Source organism: Erythrobacter sp. HKB08 (assembly GCF_004114695.1).
Taxonomy (GTDB): Bacteria; Pseudomonadota; Alphaproteobacteria; order Sphingomonadales; family Sphingomonadaceae; genus Parerythrobacter_A.
In genome coordinates this window covers 1,841,282-1,861,617 of record NZ_CP035310.1, presented here as the reverse complement: position 1 = coordinate 1,861,617, position 20,336 = coordinate 1,841,282, and the positions used below count along the sequence as shown (strand labels likewise).

21 protein-coding genes are annotated in these 20,336 nt (G+C 62.9%); 11 read left to right on the top strand and 10 right to left on the bottom strand.

Annotated features, from left to right (window positions below):
- Nucleotides 1-2 precede the first annotated feature (2 nt).
- A complete protein-coding gene (gene grpE / locus EO245_RS08975; protein WP_128892600.1) occupies nt 3-587 on the bottom strand; it encodes a nucleotide exchange factor GrpE in 585 nt (194 codons plus the stop codon).
- A gap of 13 nt (nt 588-600) precedes the next feature.
- Nucleotides 601-1,641 carry a heat-inducible transcriptional repressor HrcA gene (gene hrcA / locus EO245_RS08970; protein ID WP_128892599.1) on the bottom strand — a complete coding sequence of 347 codons (1,041 nt, stop codon included), beginning with the start codon at nt 1,639-1,641 and terminating at the stop codon, nt 601-603.
- Between the two features lie 81 nt (nt 1,642-1,722).
- On the opposite strand from hrcA, the gene rph reads away from it, so the two are divergent.
- Both rph and rdgB read left to right on the top strand, forming a co-directional pair.
- Entirely contained in the window at nt 1,723-2,436 is a 714-nt protein-coding gene (rph, locus tag EO245_RS08965; protein WP_128892598.1) for a ribonuclease PH, read from the top strand.
- The gene (gene rdgB / locus EO245_RS08960) at nt 2,433-3,062 is read left to right on the top strand and encodes an RdgB/HAM1 family non-canonical purine NTP pyrophosphatase (protein WP_128892597.1); all 630 of its coding nucleotides are present in this window, start codon (nt 2,433-2,435) and stop codon (nt 3,060-3,062) included. Before rph ends, rdgB begins: the two co-directional genes overlap by 4 nt.
- Here the strand turns inward: rdgB and EO245_RS08955 are convergent, their stop codons facing one another.
- Complete coding sequence (locus tag EO245_RS08955; protein ID WP_128892596.1) at nt 3,063-3,596, bottom strand: CAP family protein; 534 nt, start codon at nt 3,594-3,596, stop codon at nt 3,063-3,065.
- Between the two features lie 54 nt (nt 3,597-3,650).
- Here EO245_RS08955 and hemW point away from each other — a divergent pair, with 54 nt between their 5' ends.
- Nucleotides 3,651-4,802 (top strand): radical SAM family heme chaperone HemW, encoded by a 1,152-nt coding sequence (gene hemW / locus EO245_RS08950; RefSeq protein ID WP_128892595.1) that lies wholly within the window; start codon nt 3,651-3,653, stop codon nt 4,800-4,802.
- Nucleotides 4,799-5,695: a tyrosine recombinase XerC gene (locus tag EO245_RS08945; protein ID WP_128892594.1), complete on the top strand. Its 897-nt coding sequence runs from the start codon at nt 4,799-4,801 to the stop codon at nt 5,693-5,695. Before hemW ends, EO245_RS08945 begins: the two co-directional genes overlap by 4 nt.
- On the opposite strand, the gene gshB is transcribed toward EO245_RS08945, so the two are convergent.
- From gshB to rsmI, 3 genes are read right to left on the bottom strand one after another with little or no spacing between them, the layout of a single operon-like run.
- Nucleotides 5,692-6,654 carry a glutathione synthase gene (gene gshB / locus EO245_RS08940; protein ID WP_128892593.1) on the bottom strand — a complete coding sequence of 321 codons (963 nt, stop codon included), beginning with the start codon at nt 6,652-6,654 and terminating at the stop codon, nt 5,692-5,694. The two genes, EO245_RS08945 and gshB, sit on opposite strands and share 4 nt — an antisense overlap.
- 8 nt (nt 6,655-6,662) lie before the next feature.
- Entirely contained in the window at nt 6,663-7,013 is a 351-nt protein-coding gene (locus EO245_RS08935; RefSeq protein WP_128892592.1) for a YraN family protein, read from the bottom strand.
- On the bottom strand, nt 7,010-7,858 hold the full coding sequence (gene rsmI, locus EO245_RS08930; RefSeq protein ID WP_199798642.1) for a 16S rRNA (cytidine(1402)-2'-O)-methyltransferase: 849 nt from the start codon (nt 7,856-7,858) through the stop codon (nt 7,010-7,012). The genes EO245_RS08935 and rsmI overlap by 4 nt, the downstream gene beginning before the upstream one ends.
- Before the next feature lie 39 nt (nt 7,859-7,897).
- Between rsmI and EO245_RS08925 the strand changes: the two genes are divergently transcribed.
- From EO245_RS08925 to EO245_RS08910, 4 genes are all read left to right on the top strand, one after another.
- Nucleotides 7,898-9,073 carry a penicillin-binding protein activator gene (locus EO245_RS08925; protein WP_128892591.1) on the top strand — a complete coding sequence of 392 codons (1,176 nt, stop codon included), beginning with the start codon at nt 7,898-7,900 and terminating at the stop codon, nt 9,071-9,073.
- Nucleotides 9,074-9,129: 56 nt separating this feature from the next.
- Nucleotides 9,130-11,106, top strand: coding sequence for a DNA topoisomerase IV subunit B (parE, locus tag EO245_RS08920; RefSeq protein WP_128892590.1), 1,977 nt, complete (start codon nt 9,130-9,132; stop codon nt 11,104-11,106).
- The gene (locus tag EO245_RS08915) at nt 11,099-11,473 is read left to right on the top strand and encodes a hypothetical protein (RefSeq protein ID WP_128892589.1); all 375 of its coding nucleotides are present in this window, start codon (nt 11,099-11,101) and stop codon (nt 11,471-11,473) included. Before parE ends, EO245_RS08915 begins: the two co-directional genes overlap by 8 nt.
- A gap of 98 nt (nt 11,474-11,571) precedes the next feature.
- The gene (locus EO245_RS08910; protein ID WP_128892588.1) at nt 11,572-12,426 is read left to right on the top strand and encodes a MoxR family ATPase; all 855 of its coding nucleotides are present in this window, start codon (nt 11,572-11,574) and stop codon (nt 12,424-12,426) included.
- A gap of 13 nt (nt 12,427-12,439) precedes the next feature.
- On the opposite strand, the gene EO245_RS08905 is transcribed toward EO245_RS08910, so the two are convergent.
- Both EO245_RS08905 and EO245_RS08900 read right to left on the bottom strand, forming a co-directional pair.
- Complete coding sequence (locus EO245_RS08905; protein WP_128892587.1) at nt 12,440-13,846, bottom strand: methyl-accepting chemotaxis protein; 1,407 nt, start codon at nt 13,844-13,846, stop codon at nt 12,440-12,442.
- Nucleotides 13,847-13,907: 61 nt separating this feature from the next.
- Nucleotides 13,908-15,305, bottom strand: a complete 1,398-nt coding sequence (locus tag EO245_RS08900; protein ID WP_128892586.1) for a methyl-accepting chemotaxis protein — start codon at nt 15,303-15,305, stop codon at nt 13,908-13,910.
- Between the two features lie 132 nt (nt 15,306-15,437).
- Here EO245_RS08900 and EO245_RS08895 point away from each other — a divergent pair, with 132 nt between their 5' ends.
- Genes EO245_RS08895 through EO245_RS08885 form a run of 3 tightly spaced genes read left to right on the top strand, consistent with a single transcriptional unit; the run spans nt 15,438 to nt 18,122 of the window.
- On the top strand, nt 15,438-16,622 hold the full coding sequence (locus tag EO245_RS08895) for a VWA domain-containing protein (RefSeq protein WP_128892585.1): 1,185 nt from the start codon (nt 15,438-15,440) through the stop codon (nt 16,620-16,622).
- A complete protein-coding gene (locus tag EO245_RS08890; RefSeq protein ID WP_128892584.1) occupies nt 16,619-17,275 on the top strand; it encodes a DUF2185 domain-containing protein in 657 nt (218 codons plus the stop codon). Before EO245_RS08895 ends, EO245_RS08890 begins: the two co-directional genes overlap by 4 nt.
- A complete protein-coding gene (locus EO245_RS08885) occupies nt 17,259-18,122 on the top strand; it encodes a DUF817 domain-containing protein (protein WP_128892583.1) in 864 nt (287 codons plus the stop codon). The genes EO245_RS08890 and EO245_RS08885 overlap by 17 nt, the downstream gene beginning before the upstream one ends.
- Here the strand turns inward: EO245_RS08885 and EO245_RS08880 are convergent.
- Both EO245_RS08880 and EO245_RS08875 read right to left on the bottom strand, forming a co-directional pair.
- Nucleotides 18,116-19,135, bottom strand: a complete 1,020-nt coding sequence (locus tag EO245_RS08880; protein WP_128892582.1) for an aspartyl/asparaginyl beta-hydroxylase domain-containing protein — start codon at nt 19,133-19,135, stop codon at nt 18,116-18,118. The two genes, EO245_RS08885 and EO245_RS08880, sit on opposite strands and share 7 nt — an antisense overlap.
- A complete protein-coding gene (locus EO245_RS08875) occupies nt 19,135-20,331 on the bottom strand; it encodes an exo-beta-N-acetylmuramidase NamZ domain-containing protein (protein WP_128893522.1) in 1,197 nt (398 codons plus the stop codon). Before EO245_RS08875 ends, EO245_RS08880 begins: the two co-directional genes overlap by 1 nt.
- Between the last annotated feature and the right edge of the window lie 5 nt (nt 20,332-20,336).

Genomic DNA, 20,336 nt, shown 5'->3' with positions numbered 1-20,336 from the left:
GATCAGTCCGGCTTCTTGGAAACGCCGACCATCGCCGGGCGCAGCAGACGATCGCGGATCATGTAACCGGCCTGCATTTCCTGCACGACCGTACCCGGTTCGTGCTCGTCGCTCGGAATTTCCATCATCGCCTGGTGCTGGTTCGGGTCGAGCGGAAGGCCCATTGCGGCGATGCGGCTAATGCCGTGCTGGCCAAAGACCTTGTCGAGTTCGCGCTGGGTCGCTTCGATGCCGGCGACCAGTCCCTTGAACTTGTCGTCCTCGCGAAGGTCTTCCGGCACCGCCTGGATTGCACGGGCGAGATTGTCCGCAACGCTCAAAATGTCGCGCGCAAAGCCGGTCGCGGCATAGGCGCGCGCATCGGCAATGTCCTTCTCCATGCGGCGGCGCAGGTTCTGCGTTTCCGCCTTGGCATAGAGGGTTTCCTGCTTCGCGTTCTCGAGATCGTCGCGCAGCTGGGCCAGCGCGTCTTCCACGCCCTCGCCCGACTGGTCTTCGCCAGCCTCGTCATCGAGGAATTCTTCCGGCACGCCCTTAAGCTCTTGCTCTACGGCGTCGTCCTGCGGCCGCTTCTTGTCGTCGCTCATAAGTCTTTCGTATCTATCCGATGAGTTTGCCCAGCGAACGGGCTGTGAAATCAACCATGGGGACGACACGCGCGTAATTCAACCGCGTAGGGCCGATGACCCCCAGCACGCCGACCACCCTTCCCTCGCGGTCGCGATAGGGTGAGGCGATGACCGAAGAGCCGCTCAGGGCGAACAGCCGGTTCTCGCTCCCGATGAAAATCCTGGTCGCTTCCGCCTCGCGCGCGCTCTCGAGCAATTGCGCGATCGATTGCTTGTCTTCGAGGTCGTCGAGCAGGTTCCGCACTCGCTCCAGGTCCTCCAGAGCGTTTTCGTCGAGCAGGTTCGCCTGCCCACGCACGATCAGCACGGGCCGCGCGGAAGCATCCTCGCTCCACACGGCGAGCCCGCGCTCGACGAGATCGCGGCTCGCGGAATCGAGGCGGCTCCTGCCGGTTTTGAGCTCCTGCTGCATGGTGGCGATTGCGTCCCGCAGTGTCCGCCCGGCGAGGCGCGCGGATATGTAGTTGCTCGCTTGTTCGAGATCGCCTTCCGCAAGCCCGCCGCTCGCCTCGATGATGCGGTTCTCGACCGCCCCGTCCTCGCCGACGATCACAGCGAGAAGCCGTCCTTGCCCAATGTTCACCAAGTTGAACTGAGCGAGCTTCGGATCGCGCTGCGGGACCATGACCATGCCCGCCGCGCCGGAAATGTCTGACAGCAGCGCGCTGGTCTTCTCCAGCGCCTGCTCGATCGGTCCGGAGGCGCCGATATGCCGCTCGATCGCCTCGCGTTCCTCGGCGCTCGGTTCGGCGACCTGCATCATGCCGTCTACGAACATGCGCAGGCCGATCTCGGTCGGCATGCGTCCGGCACTGGTATGCGGCGCCGCCAGCAGGCCGAGCGATTCGAGGTCAGCAAGGACCGAGCGGATCGAGGCGGGAGACAGGTTCACTCCGCCCTGCGCGAGCGTTTTCGAACCAACCGGCTGGCCGCTGTCGATGTAGCCTTCGACGACGAGCCGGAATATCTCGCGCGCGCGGTCGGTCAATTCGGTGACATTCGGTCCGCTCATGCGCTCAATCTAGTCAATGCCCTTGCAGCCTCAAGGTGCTTGCGCCTAACCGGACTCAGCGATTCAACCTAAGGATATTTCATGCGACCTTCCGGCCGCGCGCCTGACGAAATGCGCGCAATCTCGATCGAAACGGGCTTTACCAAGCATGCCGAGGGCTCGTGCCTCGTCAGCTTCGGCGACACGCGCGTGCTTTGCACCGCCAGCGTCGAGCGCAATGTTCCGCCGTGGATGCGCGGCAAGGGCGAAGGCTGGGTGACCGGCGAATACTCGATGCTGCCCCGCTCGACGCACACCCGCAGTTCGCGCGAAGCGGCGCGCGGCAAGCAGTCGGGCCGGACGCAGGAAATCCAGCGCCTGATCGGGCGCTCGCTTCGTGCGGTGGTCGACCTCAGGACTCTGGGCGAACGGCAGATCACGCTCGACTGCGATGTCATTCAGGCGGACGGCGGAACGCGTACGGCGTCGATTTCCGGCGCATGGGTCGCGCTGCGGCTCGCCGTCAACGGCTTGCTGGCAAGCGGCGAGCTGAAGGAAGACCCGATCGCGGCTCAGGTCGCTGCGATCAGCTGCGGCATCTACCAGGGCAACCCGGTGCTCGACCTCGACTACGACGAGGATTCGAGCGCGGATGCCGATGCGAACTTCGTCCTCATTTCGGGCGGCCAGATCGCCGAGGTGCAGGCGACCGCAGAGGGTGAAACCTATGACGAGGAAGGCCTGCTGCGCCTCCTCCGTCTCGCGCGCATCGGTTGCGACCGTATCTTCGACGCACAGTTGGATGCGGTGAAGTGACCCGCAAGCTCGGCGGCGGTTCGCTCGTCATTGCCACGCACAACGCGGGCAAGCTGAAGGAAATCGCAGCGCTTCTCGAACCTTACGGGATGCGCTGCCTTTCCGCAGGCTCGCTCGGGCTGCCCGAGCCGGACGAGACCGGGAAGACCTTCGCCGAGAACGCGCTGATCAAGGCGCGCGCCGCTGCCGAGGCATCGGGCCTCGCAGCACTGGCCGACGACAGCGGCCTGTCCGTCGATGCGCTTGGCGGCAGGCCCGGCGTCTACACCGCCGACTGGGCCGAACGGCAATGGTTCGAAGGCGATCCGGGCCGCGACTGGTATATGGCGATGGGCAAGGTCGAAGGGCTGCTGTCCGAAAAAGGGCCGGACGTCGATCGCAATGCGGCATTCCACTGCGTCCTCGCCGTCGCATGGCCGGATGGGGAGTATGCCGTTTACGAGGGCAAGTGCCCGGGCACGCTGACCTGGCCGCCGCGTGGGACGCTCGGCTTCGGCTACGATCCGGTGTTCGTTCCCGAGGGCCGAGACATGACCTTCGCAGAGATCGATCCGGCGGAAAAACACGCCATCAGCCACCGCGCCGACGCATTTGCGAAGCTGGTCACGGACCAGTTCAACAGCTGATTACTGTCCGACGGGCCAGCCCACGATATTGCCGGTAGGACGGTAGCGGCAGACGAGAAAATCGTCGCGCCCGTTACCGGCGACCGCGCAGCCTACTTCCTCGGTCCACGGCCAGACGACCTGGGTGTAATGCCCGACATCCTTCCACTGCCCGGTCGAGGAGACATTCGGAAACTTGCCGGGCCGGAAATAGCGCTGCTCGTCGACGAACATCTGGACCATCTGCCGGCCAGAGAAGACCCGCTCGGTTCCTTGCCACAGGTTCTCGCCCACACCACGGCGCGCGGAATTGGGAGAATGCTCCATCCGCCCGCGCTGGGCGAGCACCTTGGCATAGTCATATGCCTGGTCGGCGAGTTCTTCGTTCCAGCGCAGCGGTTTGGACCCGAATTGCTTTCGCGCTTCGTTATGCGTCTCGAGCAGTTCGCGATCGAAAGGGTGCATCCCGCGTTCAGCGAGCGCGCCCTGCCCGGCAGTGAAACCAATTCCGGCGACAACGCCGGCGGCGATGAGAATCTTTGCGACCCGTCCCATGCGCAAAGCTTTTCACTTGTCGCGGTTAACGCTGGCTGAAACAATAGGATTACCATGGCCCGCGCGCTCTACATTCACTGGCCTTTCTGCCTCAAAAAATGCCCCTATTGCGACTTCAACAGCCATGTTCGCGACCGTGTCGACCATGAGCTGTGGCTGGAGCGCATGCTGCTGGACATGGTCTACGAACACGAACAGTCGCCACAAGGCCCGCTCACCTCGATCTTCTTTGGGGGCGGCACACCATCCTTGATGCCACCGCAACTCGTCGACGCGCTCCTCAGCCGCGCCGAGCATTTGTGGGGTTTCGACGAGGCTATAGAGATTACCCTGGAGGCGAATCCGTCCTCGGTCGAAGCGGCCAATTTCGATGCGCTTGCGAAGGCCGGTGTGAACCGGGTGTCCCTCGGCCTACAGGCGCTCGACGATGCTGCGCTAAAGTTTTTGGGGCGGTTGCACTCGGTCGAAGAAGGGCTCGCCGCGCTGGACGTCGCACAAGGAGCTTTCGAGCGGGTCTCGTTCGACCTCATCTATGCCCGCCCGGACCAGACGGCAGAGCAATGGGAGAGCGAGCTAAGCCGTGCGCTCTCGTTCGGCACCCGGCATCTCTCGCTCTACCAGCTCACGATCGAGCCGAACACGCGCTTTGCGACCGACGTGCGGCTTGGCAATTTCGTGCCGCTGGAGGACGATCCGTCGGCCGATCTTTTCCAGCTGACCCGCGAATTGACCGCTGCTGCCGGCCTTCCGGCATACGAGATCAGCAACCATGCCGTGCCCGGCGAAGAAAGCCGGCACAACCTGACCTACTGGCGATACCAGGACTATCACGGCATCGGCCCCGGCGCTCACGGGCGCCGAGGCGGGTTCGCGACCATGCGCCACCGCAAACCGGAAAACTGGTTGAGCGGTGCGGAAGTGAGCGGTCATGGCATGAAAGAGTGCCGCACGCTCGATGCTGCCGAGGCCACGTCGGAAGCCATGCTGATGGGCCTGCGCCTCGCAGAGGGTATCGACGTGGGCGATATCGCCGAACGCTTCGGGTTCGACGCAGCCCAGCTTGTCGACCCGGCAAAGCTGAGGCTTTTCGAGAACTTTGGCCTTGTGAAGACATCCGGCCAACATATTGAAGTGACGTATAAAGGTTTCGGTGTGCTCGACGCTCTTCTCGGCGAACTCGTCGCCACCGAACTGGTGCTTTCGTGAGACGCGAGGAGTTCCTCGAAGACTGGCGTGCGCATCTGGTGAACGACAGGCGGCGGTCCCCGCATACCGTGCGCGCCTATGTCGCGGCAGCGGGCCGGTTTCTCGATCATCGGGATCTGGCCGACTGGGGAGCGCTCGCCGCACTCGAGGGGCCGGACATCCGGCGCTTCCTCGCCGAACGGCGCTCGGACGGCCTTTCCAATGCATCGATCGCCCGAGAGCTTTCGGCGATCAAATCCTTCGTTGCGTTTGCGCGTCAGCAGACCTCGGGTTCCGATGGAACCCGGCCCCGCATCCGCGGCCCGCGAATAAAGAAGGGACTTCCTCGGCCCATTACTCCGGATGACGCCGAGAACGTCGCGGCACTGGTCGAAGGGCTCGGCCGCGAGGACTGGATCGGCGCGCGCGACCGGGCGGTCCTCCTGCTGCTCTACGGAGCAGGCCTGCGTATCGCCGAGGCGCTCTCGCTCGACGGGGCGGCAGCAGAACTGGACGACACACTTTCCGTGACCGGCAAGGGCGGAAAGCAGCGCATCGTCCCGATCCTGCCGATTGTACGAGAGGCAGTCGCGGAATACGTCCGCCTCTGCCCTTGGCCGCTGGCGAAAGATGAGCCGCTATTCAGGGGTGCCAAGGGCGGACCGCTCAATCAGGGCATGGTGCAGAAGGCGATGGCCAATGCGCGCAAGGCGCTTGGCCTGCCGTCCACCGCGACCCCGCATGCCTTGCGCCATAGCTTCGCGACGCATCTTCTGGGCGCGGGGGCCGATTTGCGCAGCCTGCAGGAACTGCTCGGCCATGCGAGCCTCGGCAGCACACAGATCTATACCAAGGTCGATAGCGCGACCCTGCTCGACACCTATCGCAATGCGCATCCGCGCGAGCGCGACTAGAGCCGCGCCTCGATAGCGTCCCAGATGCGGCCCGGCGTGTCGGTGCCGTTGAACTTGTCGATAGCGACGATCCCGGTCGGGCTGGTGACGTTGATCTCGGTCAGCCACTTGCCGCCGATCACGTCGATCCCGACGAAGACGAGGCCCCGCTTCTTTAGCTCGGGGCCCATAGCAGCGCAGATTTCCTCCTCGCGCTCGGTCAGGCCGGTCGCTTCGGCATAGCCGCCCTGCGCAAGATTCGAGCGGAACTCTCCCTCGCCCGGTTTGCGGTTGATCGCGCCGGCAAACTCGCCGTCGATCAGGACGATGCGCTTGTCGCCTTGCGAAACCTCGGGAAGAAACGGCTGAACCATGTGCGGCTCGGGCCAGGTCTGGTTGAAGACCTCGAACAGCGCCGAAAGATTGGTGCCCTCGGCGTCGATCTTGAAGATCGCCTTGCCGCCATTGCCGTGCAGCGGTTTGACGACGCAGGCGCCGTGCCGCTCCATGAACTCGCGCACGTCTGAAAGCTTCCGAGTGACAAGCGTGGGCGGCATGAAGCGCGCATAGTCGAGCACGAACATCTTTTCCGGCGCGTTCACCACCTCGCGCGGATCGTTAATCACCAGAGTCTGGCCTTTGAGGCGATCGAGCAGCAGGGCCGAGCTGATGTAGCCGAGATGGAACGGCGGGTCCTGCCGCATCAGGACGACATCGATATCCTGCGCCAGGTCGATCCGGCGACACTCCCCCTTCCATTGGAAGTGGTCACCCTCGACCCGCTGGACCCGCAGCGGCGCAGCATGACAGGTCATCTTTGCCCCGACCCCCTCGCCGGTTTCATAGCCGAGGGACTGCACGTCGTAGTGCCAGACCTCGTGCCCGCGTTCCTGCGCACTCAGCATGAGCGCAAACGAGGAATCCCCGGCGATATTGATCGTTTCGATCGGGTCCATCTGGACGGCGACGCGAAGGCTCATGACCTCTCCTATGGTTGCCACGCATTGGCGATGTGGCGCGGCAGGCTTCCCGGCGCAAGGAGGATGACGTCGATACGGATATCTTCCCCGCGCGTCGCATACTCATGCGCAACGCATTCCACCGCTGCCGCGACCCGGCCGAGACGGCGTTCGTCGATCGCCGTATCGAGGTCGCTCTTGGCGCGGCGCCATTTCACTTCCACGAAAGCGACGAGCCCTCCGCGTTTCGCGATCAGGTCTATTTCCCCGACCGGTGTTTTGACCCTGCTTGCCAGGATCGACCAGCCCTTGAGCCGGAGCCACGCCGCCGCACGCAGTTCGGCATTGCGGCCGCTTTTCTCGGCAATCTGTCGCTTCACTTGCCGCGCAGCTCCATTGCCCGGGCATAGAGCGCCTTCCGGTCGAGGCCGGTCTTTCGCGCGACTTCGGCGGCGGCCTGCGATGCTTTCTGAGTTTCCAGCGCCTCGGCCAGCAATCGGTCGGCGTCGGCCTCATCGACACTTTCCTCAATTGGCGGGCCGATGAGCAACACGATCTCGCCGCGCGGAGGGGAAGCTTCGTAGTGCTCGCGCAACTCATTCGCGGATCCGCTGCGGCATTCCTCGTGAAGCTTGGTCAATTCCCGCGCGACGGCGACCTCGCGGCCCGGCCAATGTTCCGCCAAAAAGCCGAGCGTCTTTGCGAGGCGCGGACCGGTCTCATAGAGGATCAGCGTTGCGTCGATATCCGACAGGGACTGGAGGAAATCGGCCCTGGCTTTCTCCTTGCTCGGAACGAAACCCGCAAAGAGGAACCGGTCGTTCGGAAGCCCGGATAAGGTCAACCCGGCAATCGCCGCACAGGCGCCGGGCAAGGTGGTGACGGGCAGCCCCTCTTCCCTGGCATCGCGTACGAGACGGTATCCCGGGTCGGAAATGAGCGGCGTGCCGGCATCGCTGACCAGCACGACAGCCTCTTCGCGCATGTGCTGGAGCAGCTTGTCGCGCGAGCGCCCCTCGCTGTGATCGTCGTAGCGGATCAAGGGCTTGGAGACACCAAGATGCTTGAGCAGCTTGCCGGTAACGCGCGTGTCTTCGCACGCTACCACGTCGCAGCGCTTCAACACGTCGACGGCACGCAACGTGATGTCGCCCAGATTGCCAATCGGCGTGGCGACGATATAGAGGCCTGAAGGCAAGGAAGTATCGGATCGGTCGTCGGTCACGGCGACACCAATGAACCAGAGATCAGGGGTCGGCAAGAAATGAAGTTCTTTCAACAGGGTCGCAGGGTTTTCGCGATTGCGGCGGCGACGGCGCTGCTTGCGGGCTGTCAGATCGTGCCCAAGGTGCCGGAAACCTCGACGGGACCGGTAGAGGAAACGGGCCCTGCCCCCGAACCGAGTGCGACTGCGCTGCCGAGCGGCGACCAGACGCGTCACCGGATTGCGCTTCTCGTTCCGCTGACGGGCGAGAACGGCGCCGTCGGTAACTCCATCGCCAATGCCACCACCATGGCCCTGCTCGACACCAATGCCAGTAACCTGCGCATCACCACCTACGATACCGCGCAGGGTGCGCGCGAAGCGGCTCGCCGCGCGATTGCCGATGGCAACAAGCTGATCCTCGGGCCGCTGACGGCCCGCAACGTGCCCCAGGTGCTCGCAGAAGCGCGTCCGGCCGATGTCCCGATCGTGACCTATTCGAACGATGCGAGCGTGGCCGGGCCTGACGTTTTCGTAATGGGTCAGATCCCTGCGCAGTCGATCGAACGCACGGTTTCCTACGCCCGCCAACGCGGCTCGCGCGATTTCGCGGCCATTGTGCCCGATGGCGACTACGGCCGCAGCGTCGAGGCAGCATTCCAGACTGCCGTTGTTGCAAATGGCGGCCGGTTCGTCGGCGCGGAAAGCTACGACCGGGGCAACACCTCGATCATGAGCGCGGCCCAGCGGCTCGAGCAGCGCGGCGGCTACGACACCGTGATGATCGCCGACGGCGCCCGTCTTGCAGCACTCGCAGCAAATGAACTGAAACCGCGCGGTGAAGGTACTACCCAGATACTTGGAACCGAGCTCCTCAGCGGCGAGAGCGGCGTGACCCGCACCGCTGCGCTGCGCGGCGCGCTGTTCAGCGCAATTTCCGACAGCCGCTTCAAGCGCTTCTCCGACAGCTACCGCGACCGGTTCGGCGATCAGCCCTATCGCATTGCGACGCTCGGCTACGACAGTGTCCTGCTGACGCTTCGCGTCGCGCGCGAGTGGCGGGTGGGCCGTGATTTCCCGCTGCGCCAGCTACGCGAAGATGGCGGCTTCCTCGGCCTCGACGGCCCGTTCCGCTTCGGTCGCAATGGCGTGATCGAGCGCGCGATGGAAGTGCGCGAAATCCGCGATGGCGAAGTGGTGATCGTCTCGCCCGCGCCGACCAACTTCGGCGACTGACGATAACGCGCGGCGCGTTCTTGTGAGCGCGCCACATCGCGACCTATATCCGGTCCATGTCCGACGATCTGTTTGAAGATACGCCCGCGTCGAGCGGCGACTACGACTCCTCCTCCATCGAGGTCCTCGAGGGTCTCGAGCCCGTTCGTCGGCGCCCCGGCATGTATATCGGCGGGACAGACGACCGCGCGCTGCACCACCTCGCCGCCGAAGTCCTCGACAACGCGATGGACGAAGCGGTCGCGGGCCACGCGACGCGCATCGAAGTCAGCCTCGAGGAAGGCAACCGCCTGTCGATCGCCGACAATGGTCGCGGCATCCCGGTCGACGAGCATCCCAAGTTTCCGGGCAAGTCGACGTTGGAGGTCATTCTCTCGACGCTCCACTCGGGCGGAAAGTTCTCGGGCAAGGCCTATGCCACCTCGGGCGGCCTCCACGGCGTCGGCGTCAGCGTGGTCAACGCGCTTTCCGAACACACGCGCGTCGAAGTTGCTCGTGACAAGCAACTCTACGCGCAGGAATTCTCCAAGGGCCAGACGCTCGGCCCGATCGAAAAGCTCGGTGCCACGCCGAACCGCCGTGGCACAACGGTCAGCTTCAAACCCGATCCCGAGATTTTCGGCGAGCGCCAATTCAGCCCGAAGCGGCTTTTCAAGCTGGCTCGCTCCAAGGCGTATCTCTTCGCCGGCGTCGAAATCCGCTGGAAATGCGCCGAAAGCCTCGCGAGCGAGGAGGTGCCGGCGGAAGCGGTCTTCAAATTCCCGGGCGGCCTCGCCGACCATCTTGCCGAGCAGATCGGCGAGCGTGAGTGCGTCACGTCGCAGCCCTTCACCGGGACGCAGGAGTTCCCCGACGAGCAGGGCCGCGTGGAATGGGCGATCGCCTGGCCACTGTATTCGGATGGCTCGACGAGCTGGTATTGTAACACCGTGCCCACGCCCGATGGTGGCACGCACGAACAAGGTGTGCGCGCTGCGCTGACAAAGGGCCTGCGCGCATTCGGCGAACTCACGAACACGAAGAAGGCCAAGGACATCTCGGCCGACGACGTGATGACGGGCGCGGAAGTCATGCTCAGCGTCTTCATTCGCGACCCGCAGTTCCAGTCGCAGACGAAGGACCGGCTGACCTCGCCCGAAGCTGCGCGCCTTGTCGAGAATGCCGTGCGCGACCATTTCGACCATTTCCTCACCGACAATATGGAGCGCGGGAAAGCGCTGCTCGGTCAGGTCATGGAGCGCATGGACGAGCGCCTGCGCCGCAAGCAGGAACGCGAGATCAAGCGCAAGACCGCGACCAATGCGAAGAAGCTCCGCCTGCCCGGCAAGCTCACCGATTGCAGCGGCGAAGGCGACGGGGAGACGGAACTCTTCATCGTCGAAGGCGACTCGGCAGGTGGCAGCGCCAAGCAGGCGCGCAACCGCAAGACGCAGGCAATCCTCCCGATCCGCGGCAAGATCCTCAACGTAGCGAGCGCGACTGCGGACAAGATCCGCGCCAACCAGGAAATCGCCGACCTCTCGCTCGCCATGGGATGCGGCACACGCAAGGACTGCGACCCGGAGAACCTGCGCTACGACCGCATCATCATCATGACCGATGCCGACGTCGACGGCGCGCATATCGCGACACTGCTGATGACGTTCTTCTTCCAGGAAATGCCCGAGGTAGTGCGGCGCGGTCATCTCTTCCTCGCCCAGCCCCCGCTCTACCGCCTGACCGCCGGCAAGGAGAGCCTCTATGCGCGCGACGATGCACATCGTGCCGAGCTCGAGGCGACAGTGTTCAAGGGCAAGAAGGTCGAGGTCGCACGCTTCAAGGGTCTCGGCGAGATGAACCCGGCGCAGCTTCGCGAGACGACGATGAACCCGGAAACGCGCTCTCTGGTTCGCATCACCCTGCCACCCGAGTTCGAGCAGCGCGCCGCGGTCAAGGAACTGGTCGACCAGCTGATGGGGCGCAATCCCGAGCATCGATTCAATTTCATCCAGAACCGTGCAGGCGAAATCGATCGGGACATGATCGATGCCTGACGACGAAACTCCGGGCATCGACGCCAACGAAGGCGATGTGATGGCCGGAGATCGTCGCATCGCGCGCGCCGATACCGCCCTTCCCGACTGGTATATATCGGACGCGGCCTATCGCCCCATTCCGATCGCCTGGTTCGCCGGTGCGCTGATCCTCCAGGTGATCACGCAGCCTCTGGTATTCGCGCTGTTCCAGTCCTTTTCGGGCTGGGCAGTGATGGCGGCCGGCGTGGTGGTCACCGGCCTCATAGCCCGCTTCACCTGGCGGCGGGGTATGGCTGACGCCGGCATGGGCTGGAAGATCGCGACCATGGCTATGCTGCTCTTCTTCCTATCGCTGACAATCCTCATCGGACTAACGCGGATCTGATCGGTCGGGTGTCTCACGGCGCTTTCCGTTGCGTCACCCTTGCGCTTGCCGCCCTCGCCGCTTAACGCCCACGTAAAGCAAGTTGCAGAGGACAACCGATGGCCGAGAAGCGTTTTACCGGAACCGAGAATTACATCGCCACCGACGACCTGAAAGTCGCGGTCGATGCAGCAGTGACCCTGCGCCGCCCGCTGCTCGTCAAGGGCGAACCGGGTACCGGCAAGACCGTCCTCGCCCACGAAATCGCCAAGGCGATCAATGCGCCGCTGATCGAGTGGAACGTGAAGTCGACCACCAAGGCGCAGCAGGGCCTGTACGAATACGACGCGGTTGCCCGTCTGCGCGACGGCCAGCTCGGCGACGAGCGTGTCCACGACATCTCGAACTACATCAAGAAGGGCAAGCTGTGGGAGGCCTTCACCTCGCCCGAACTGCCCGTCCTGCTGATCGACGAGATCGACAAGGCCGATATCGAGTTCCCGAACGACCTCCTGCAGGAACTCGATCGCATGAGCTTCGACGTTTACGAGACGCGTGAGCGGATCGAGGCGAAGGAACGCCCGATCGTCGTCATCACCTCGAACAACGAGAAGGAACTGCCCGACGCATTCCTGCGCCGCTGCTTCTTCCACTACATCAAGTTCCCCGATCGCGAGACGATGCGCGACATCATCGAGGTCCACTATCCGGGCATCCAGAAGAACCTCGTCACCAAGGCGATGGACGTTTTCTACGAACTGCGTGACGTGCCGGGCCTGAAGAAGAAGCCGTCGACGAGCGAATTGCTCGACTGGCTCAAGCTGCTTCTGAACGAAGATATGCCGCTGGAAGTGCTGCAGGACAGCAACCCGAACAACGCGATCCCGCCGCTGCACGGCGCCCTCCTTAAGAACGAGCAGGACGTGATGCTGTTCGAACGCCTCGCCTTTATGGCACGGCGCAACCCGAGCTAATCAGATCTGAGTTTCAGGCGCGCAGGTCGTCGCGGTAGCCGACGACAAAGTTGCCCCACCTGCGCCCCTTGAACACAAGCGGCACGGTCGCGCAGCGCATCAGCCAGAATTTGCCGTTCGCACGCGGCTGGCGGTAGCTGTACATCACGTAATCTGCGCCCGCCATGGCTTCCCATTCGGCGCTCTTCTCGATCATGCGGCCGTTGAAGCAGTAGAGCTCATCATGCTTCGGATCGCCTGTCGGCGCCTTGGATTGGGCGCTGATGTGGGTCGGCAGGTAACCATTCATGTCGTTGAACAGCGAGAACAGGATTTCGGGTCGCTTGTCGGTCGTTTCGTCGAGCAACTTGCGCCAGTGCTCATGCGCCCAGTCGGTAAGGCTGGTGCGGAAACGCGGCGGGTTGCTGCCGGGAATTTCGCGGTAGTCCTGATCGAACAGCGCTCCGACCGAGATTTCGCCGGCCTCGATCGCGGCTTCGGTCATGGCGATTGCCTCGCGCGCGCCTTCCATCGCGAGCTGCGCGATTTCTTCGTCCTGCGGAGCAAGGCCGGCATGAACCAGCTGGTCGAACATCTGGTTCGCGATGCCTTCAAGTTCGGTCAGGCGGGTACCCGACACGTCAAGCGCGCGTTCGTTCGAGACATTCGCGTCTTCGAAGCTGGATAGCCCATCCTTCACACGCGAAACATGCTTGCTGATCGTCCCGGTCGCACGGGCGATCTGGTCGTTCTGCTTGTCGACTTCCTCGACGAGCTGGGTGACCCCGGCCATCGTTTCCTCGATCTGACCGACGCTTTCGCGAGCCTTCTGGCTTTCCTTCTGGCCGGTTTCGATGCGCGCCACGACGGAGGTCGCCTCGCTGCCGAGCGCATCGATCGTCCGGTTGATTTCCTCAGTTGCGCTGCGGGTATCCCGGGCGAGCGCTTTCACCTCTTCCGCAACGACGGCAAAAGTCGAACCGGCACTTCCTGCGCGCATCGCTTCGATCGTCGCGTTGAGGGCGAGCATGTTGGTGGTTTCGGCAATACGGTCGATGTCGCCCGAGCTCTTGCGAACCTGTTCCATCGCGGCGGAAAACCCGATCACGTGCGTGCCGAGTTTCGAGACGAGTTCGATGAGCTCCGAAATACGATCGAGCGAGCTGCGGATCAGTTCATCGCCTTGACCCAGTCGTTCGATTGCCCGCTCCGAAAGGATGCGTGCTTCATCGCTGGCGTCGGCAACCTTGACCTGGTCGGCATGCAGTTCCGCAACCGTCGATTGCAGAGCCGCATGCTCCTGCCGCAGGTTGGCCGAGCTTACCTTGACGAGCGAGACAAGCCCGCCGACTTCCGAACAGCAATCGACGACATGCCCGCAGCGACGCGGAATTTCACTGATCGCAACCGAATTGGTCAGGTCGATCTTCGACTGGTCCATACCCCTCTCCCGGGTATTAGGGCCGCGCTCCCGTTATCGTTTTATACGGCCGGTTTGAGTGTCAGAGCGTGTAGGCGAGCTCGAAGTCGCCCCAGCGCCTCCCGTTGATGAATACCGGGATGTAGACGTTGCGGACGACGAGGCTGGTCTTGCCGTCGCCTTCCTGGCGGTAGACCGCCATCATGTAGTCGTCGTTGCTGCGCTTGGCCTTCAGGTCGATCGGGCCGAGCAGGATACGGCCGTTGCGGCAGTACATCGTATCGTGCTGCAGATCGCCGGTCGGCTGGCGCGAACGCTCGGAGATATGGGTCGGCAGGAAGCCATTCATATCGGCCTGCGAACACATCTTGATCGGACCGCCTTCGGCAACGACCGCGTCGTTGATTGGACGCCAGTTTGCATCGGCCCATTCGGTCAGCGAAGTACGGAAACGCGGCGGGTTCGAGCCCGGGATGTCTCGGTAATCGGTGTCGAACAGCGCATCCATCGACAGCTTGCCTTCGGCCAGCGCTTTTTCGGCAGCTTCGGAAACCTGACGAGCGAAATCGGTCGCCTTGGCAACCATCGCGCTGTCGCTCGGCGACAGGCCCGCCTTGACGATCCCGTCGAACATCTCGCTCGCTTCGAGTTCGAGCTGTTCGATATTGGTATGCGCGTTCTGCAGCTTGGCTTCGTTCTCGATCGCTGCCTTGTCGAAGCTTTCGAGAACATCCTGCACGCGGTGGACATGGCCGCTGATGGTGCTGGTCGAACGGGCGATCTGGTCGTTCTGGCGATCGACTTCCTCCACCAGCTCGGCAACGCCGCCGATGGTCTGCTCGATCTGCGCGACCGAACTCTTGGCGTCCTTGCTTGCCTGAGCGCCGCTTTCGATCTGTTCGATCACGCTGTTCGCTTCTTCGTCGAGCGTGTCGATCGTGCGGGTGATTTCCTCCGTCGCGCGGCGGGTTTCACCGGCAAGGTTTTTCACCTCGTTAGCAACGACAGCGAAGGTGCGACCGGCATCGCCGGCACGCATGGCCTCGATGGTCGCATTGAGCGCGAGAATATTGGTCGTTTCGGCAATCTGCTCGATATCCTGCGAGCTCTTGCGAACCTGCTCCATGGCAGCGGCGAAACCGGTGACGTGCTGGGTCAGCGTTTCGACGAGCTCGAGAAGGTCGGAGATCTGGCCGAGCGAGGACTGGATAAGCTCGGTGCCCTGCCCCAGGCGCTCGATGGCGCGTTCGGACAGCAGGCGGGCTTCATCGCTCGCTTCGGAAACTTTCTGCTGGTCGGCTTCGAGTTCGGAGACCGTGCCGCGAAGCGCGGTGTGTTCCGCGCGCAGGCGCTCCGAACTGTCGATCACGGACTGGACGATACCGGCCACTTCGGAACAGCCGACTGTGACCTTGCCACAGCTCTCGGGAATGCGGTCGATTGCCTTGTGACCCGCTTCGATAAAAGCTTCGTGCTTCATGTTCTGGTTTAGCCCCCGAGTTCAGATGCACCGGCTTTCGCAAGGTTTGGTTATCATCCCGTTAAGAGGTTCTACCGATTTCACCGCAAATCGGTCTGGAAACGCAACCAAACTGCGCGTAGGACACCGCTCATGTTTTTCAATTTCGTCGACGAACTGCGCGAAGCGGGAATTGGTGCGAGCTTCAAGGAGCACCTGACCCTGCTCGAAGCGCTCGACAAGGATGTGATCGAGCAGACGCCCGAAGCGTTCTATTACCTCTCGCGCGCGACCTTCGTGAAGGACGAAGGCATGCTCGACCGGTTCGACCAGGTCTTCCACAAGGTCTTCAAGGGCATCATGACCGACTACGGGCAGAACCCGGTCGACATTCCCGAAGACTGGCTGAAGGCCGTGGCCGAAAAATTCCTCTCTCCAGAGGAGATGGAGAAGATCAAGTCCCTCGGTGACTGGGACGAGATCATGGAGACGCTGAAGAAGCGGCTCGAAGAGCAGGAAAAGCGCCACCAGGGTGGCAACAAGTGGATCGGCACCGGGGGCACATCGCCCTTTGGCAATTCCGGCTACAATCCCGAAGGCGTGCGCATCGGCGGCGAGAGCAAGCACAAGCGCGCGATCAAGGTCTGGGAAAAGCGCGAGTTCAAGAACCTCGACAACACGAAGGAACTCGGCACCCGCAATATCAAGATGGCCCTGCGCCGCCTGCGTCGGTTCGCGCGCGAAGGTGCGGCGGACGAGCTCGATCTCGATGCGACGATCGACGGCACGGCCAAGCAGGGCTGGCTCGACATCCACATGCGGCCGGAACGGCACAATGCGGTGAAGCTTCTGCTGTTCCTCGATGTCGGCGGCTCGATGGATCCCTTTGTCAAGCTGTGCGAGGAGCTGTTCAGCGCCGCGACCAGCGAATTCAAGAACCTCGAATTCTTCTACTTCCACAACTGCCTCTACGAAGGCGTGTGGAAGGACAACAAGCGCCGCTGGCAGGAGCGCACGAAAACCTGGGACGTGCTTCACAAATACGGGCACGACTACAAGGTGATCTTCGTCGGCGACGCCGCGATGAGCCCCTACGAAATAACCCATCCCGGCGGCAGCGTCGAGCATATGAACGAGGAAGCCGGCGCGACCTGGATGCAGCGGGTGACCAACACCTATCCGGCGACCGTTTGGCTCAACCCGGTGCCCGAGAAGCAGTGGAGCTACTCGCAGTCGACCAAGGTCATGAAGCAGCTGGTCGATGACCGGATGTATCCGCTGACCCTCGACGGCCTCGACGACGCGATGCGCGAGCTGAGCCGGAAACAGGGGCATTGAGCCGGATCGAGCTGCCGCCCGGCATCGCGCTCGACGATCCTCGGCCGATTGCTGCGGAATCCCCCTACACGTTTTTCATGCCGCATCCCGACGAGCTTGCGGCGCTCAAGCCGAAGGACGGGATCAAGGCCATCTTCCGGCAAGTGGATGGCGAGACCAAGTACGGTGCCGAACGGATGTGGGTGCTGATCGAGGACATCGTCGACGGCGACGTAATCGGGACACTCGACAACGAACCGGCTGACATGCCGCTGATGAAGCTCGGCGACCGCGTGCGAATTCCTCTGACCCATGCGATCTCGACTGCCTTCCACAAGGACAATCCTCGCCCGGATGTGCCTGAGCCAAGGGAATATTGGGAGCGCTGCTTCGTCGACGACTGCGTTCTGCAGGGCCGCTCCCACGTCGATTATCTCTATTGCGAAGAGCCGGACATGACGCGGGAGGGCGACACTTACCCCGACAGCGGTTGGCGTATCCGCGGGACGCAGGAAGCGATCGACGCGGACGAAGCGAACGGCAACAAGCCGCACTACATCGCAATCGGCAAGGTGCTCAATGTCGACGACCGCTGGCTGCACCTGATCGACTGCGGACCCGACCACCATTTTTCGTGGGACGCCGAGAACGCGCGATATGTCGAGGCCTTCTGACACCCGCCATTCGCGGTTCCAGCAGTTCAGGCAAAGGCTCGAGGCATTTGATCCGGGTACCGGTTGGCGCCTGTGGTTCTACGAATTCCTGCTGTTCGGCTTCAAGCAGGCCTGGGCTTGTCTGTTCGGCGCGCTGCTCCTGTTCCTGCTTCTCGTCACGCACCTCTTCTATCCCGACGGCGCCGGGCTGCATCGCTACGACTTCCTGACGATTGCCGCGATTGGCATCCAGGCCGCGATGCTGCTGTTCCGGCTCGAAACATGGGACGAGGCGAAGGTCATCCTGATCTTCCACATCGTCGGCACAGTGATGGAGCTGTTCAAGACTGCCGCGGGATCGTGGGTCTACCCAGAGGATAGCTTGCTTCACATCGGCGCGGTGCCGCTGTTCTCGGGCTTCATGTATGCCGCGGTCGGGAGCTATATCGCGCGGGTCTGGCGGATCTTCGACTTCCGCTATGCGAACTATCCTTCGAAATGGGCGACCTGGCTGCTGGCGATCGCCATCTACGTGAACTTCTTCGCGCACCATTGGACGGTGGACATTCGGCTGGGCCTGTTCGCGCTGACCGCCATCCTCTTCTGGCGCACGCGCATCTACTTTCGCAACTGGCGCGAACATCGCTGGATGCCCCTGTTGCTCGGCTTCGGCCTCGTCGCCTTGTTCATCTGGTTTGCCGAGAACATCGCGACATTCGCGGATGCGTGGAATTACCCCGGCCAGGAAGACGGCTGGGAGATGGTCCACATATCCAAGCTGGGCAGCTGGTACCTGCTGATGCTAATCAGCTTCGTGCTGGTGTCGCTTGTGCAACCGGTGAGGGAGCCAGACGGCCTGGATCAATAGCTATCGACGGCGGCAAACAGCGCATTGATCTGCGCGCGCTCGATCGGCTCGATTTCAGGCCGCCAAACATCGAAGATCAGGACGAGCCGGTCCTCATGCGCATCGTTCCATGCTTCGTGCTCGACCGTATCATCGAAAGCCATCAATTCGCCTTCGACCCATTGCCGTGCCTCGCTCCCGACCCGAAGCTTGCCCTCGCCCGGAACGATCAACGGCAGGTGGCAGATCAGCCGCGTGTTGATCATGCCCGTATGCGGCGCGATGCGTTTGCCGGCCCGTAGCAGGGAGAACATGATCGTCGGCGCGCGGTTCGGCACATCGCACAAGGCACCCGTACCGGAGATCGCCGCATGCGTTTGCGGACAAAGCTCGATCCGGTCGGCTACCGGCTGACCCTTCGCGGTGAGGTCGAAGGTACTCCAGTCCGTATTGTCGAGCAGGCCGTGGACATCGCCCTGGGGGCGGTCGGTGGCCCTCTTCACATATGGGCCGAAGGTGCCGTCGGTGCGCAGCAACGCCTGCGCTTCATCGCGTATCGCGTCCGTCGCTGCCTCGACGCTTTCGCGCCAAGCAAAGGCACCAGCGTCGGCGAACTCGAAATACGGAAGACCGTCGTAATAAAACGCTGTTGGCAACTGCGGGAATGGCTCACGCGGCGGATCGCGCAGGCGTTTGCCCGTCATGATCTCGAGCGAACGGCGGAAGCGCGGATGCCAGTCCTGCTCCGGATGACCCGCTGCCTTTAGCGAGGCGTAGATATGGTCGAGATAGCGCGCCTCGATCCACTGCATCGCGTCGCGGATGCGCAAGAGCCTGTCGGGCGGAACCCCGGGGGTTTTCTGCCCGATCTGCGCGGCCGCACCGAAATAGGCCGACGCGGCGCGGTGGTCCTTCTGGCGCAGGCGGTTCTCCGCCTTGGCCAGCATGGCTTCGAAGTCGTTGCGGTCCGACGCGAGCCGCTGGTCGGCTTCCGCCTCGGTCATTTCTGGTGTGGGAAGGCGAAAGTCGCGCATCAATAGAGAAGGTGTTCGCGAACGGTTGCGATCCAGCTGGCCTCGTCGTTCGCGGCCATTGCATCGAGGTCGTGCGGCGTGGAAGAGCTGTCATCGACCCATTCGCGCAAGGAAGGCCCGCCGTTGATCACGTCGATCGCCAGGCGCTCGAACTCGTATTCATAAGGGAAATCGCGCCACAGCTCGTAGTCGGGATAGAGCTGGCGGATCGCCTTGAATGCCAGCGCCTGCAGCCTCCACGGCCGGAACGCCGCATGATCGTAAAGCGGTCCCTCGGCATGGATCATCAGCGCGTTGCACAGCTGGCCTTCATGCTTGTGGAAAGTCGGCTGGAACCAGCACGGACGAAGAACGCACCCTTCCATCCATTCCGGCGCGAAACGGTTCATTTCATCGAGCACGGCGCGCGCATCGATATCGGGTGCGCCGAACAGCACCTCCAGCGGGCGCGTCGTGCCCCTGCCCTCGCTCAGCGTCGTCCCTTCGAGCATCACGGTCCCGGCATAGGCGCGCGCCATGTTCACATTCGCGGCGTTCGGGCTGGGATTGATCCAGACCCTCTCGGGCGGCCAGCCATGGCCCTCGCCATCCGGTTGCCAGCCCCGCATTTTCACGACGCGGTATTCCACATCGAGCCCGAAGTGATCGATGAACCAGTGTCCCATCTCGCCCATCGTCAACCCATGACGCATCGGCATCGGAGCGGCACCGACGAAGCTCTCCTGCCCCGGGACCAGCAAGGTTCCTTCCACCGGTCGCCCCGCTGGGTTCGGCCGGTCCAGCACCCACACTTCCTTGCCATGCTTCGCCGCTTCCTCGAGCAGGTAGAGCAGCGTGGTGACGAAGGTGTATATCCGGCAGCCGAGATCCTGGAGATCGAACAGGAATACATCGGCGCTCGACATCATCTGCCCGGTAGGCCGGCGAACCTCGCCATAGAGGCTGAAGATCGGGATATTGTAGTCGGGGTCGGTCTCGTCCTCGGTCTCGACCATGTTGTCCTGCTTGTCGCCCTTGATCCCGTGTTGCGGGCCGAAAGCGCTGGTGACGTTCACACCGTTCGCGATCAGGACGTCGAGCGAATGGGTCAGGCCGCGCGTGACACTCGCCGGATGGGCGACAAGCGAAACCCGGCGGCCCTCAAGCTGCTTGAGCAGCTCGCGGTCGGCCAGCAATTCGTCGAGCCCAGTCGTCATCGGCG

Excerpts from the sequence above, each read along its gene's own strand:
- EO245_RS08875 (WP_128893522.1), bottom strand. The coding sequence starts at position 20,331 with ATGACGACTGGGCTCGACGAATTGCTGGCCGACCGCGAGCTGCTCAAG.
- EO245_RS08915 (WP_128892589.1), top strand. The coding sequence starts at position 11,099 with ATGCCTGACGACGAAACTCCGGGCATCGACGCCAACGAAGGCGATGTG.
- gshB (WP_128892593.1), bottom strand. The coding sequence starts at position 6,654 with ATGAGCCTTCGCGTCGCCGTCCAGATGGACCCGATCGAAACGATCAAT.
- parE (WP_128892590.1), top strand. The coding sequence starts at position 9,130 with ATGTCCGACGATCTGTTTGAAGATACGCCCGCGTCGAGCGGCGACTAC.
- EO245_RS08885 (WP_128892583.1), top strand. The coding sequence starts at position 17,259 with ATGTCGAGGCCTTCTGACACCCGCCATTCGCGGTTCCAGCAGTTCAGG.
- EO245_RS08910 (WP_128892588.1), top strand. The coding sequence starts at position 11,572 with ATGGCCGAGAAGCGTTTTACCGGAACCGAGAATTACATCGCCACCGAC.
- EO245_RS08955 (WP_128892596.1), bottom strand. The coding sequence starts at position 3,596 with ATGGGACGGGTCGCAAAGATTCTCATCGCCGCCGGCGTTGTCGCCGGA.
- EO245_RS08895 (WP_128892585.1), top strand. The coding sequence starts at position 15,438 with ATGTTTTTCAATTTCGTCGACGAACTGCGCGAAGCGGGAATTGGTGCG.
- EO245_RS08925 (WP_128892591.1), top strand. The coding sequence starts at position 7,898 with ATGAAGTTCTTTCAACAGGGTCGCAGGGTTTTCGCGATTGCGGCGGCG.
- EO245_RS08905 (WP_128892587.1), bottom strand. The coding sequence starts at position 13,846 with ATGGACCAGTCGAAGATCGACCTGACCAATTCGGTTGCGATCAGTGAA.
- EO245_RS08880 (WP_128892582.1), bottom strand. The coding sequence starts at position 19,135 with ATGCGCGACTTTCGCCTTCCCACACCAGAAATGACCGAGGCGGAAGCC.
- EO245_RS08900 (WP_128892586.1), bottom strand. The coding sequence starts at position 15,305 with ATGAAGCACGAAGCTTTTATCGAAGCGGGTCACAAGGCAATCGACCGC.
- hemW (WP_128892595.1), top strand. The coding sequence starts at position 3,651 with ATGGCCCGCGCGCTCTACATTCACTGGCCTTTCTGCCTCAAAAAATGC.
- grpE (WP_128892600.1), bottom strand. The coding sequence starts at position 587 with ATGAGCGACGACAAGAAGCGGCCGCAGGACGACGCCGTAGAGCAAGAG.
- rph (WP_128892598.1), top strand. The coding sequence starts at position 1,723 with ATGCGACCTTCCGGCCGCGCGCCTGACGAAATGCGCGCAATCTCGATC.
- hrcA (WP_128892599.1), bottom strand. The coding sequence starts at position 1,641 with ATGAGCGGACCGAATGTCACCGAATTGACCGACCGCGCGCGCGAGATA.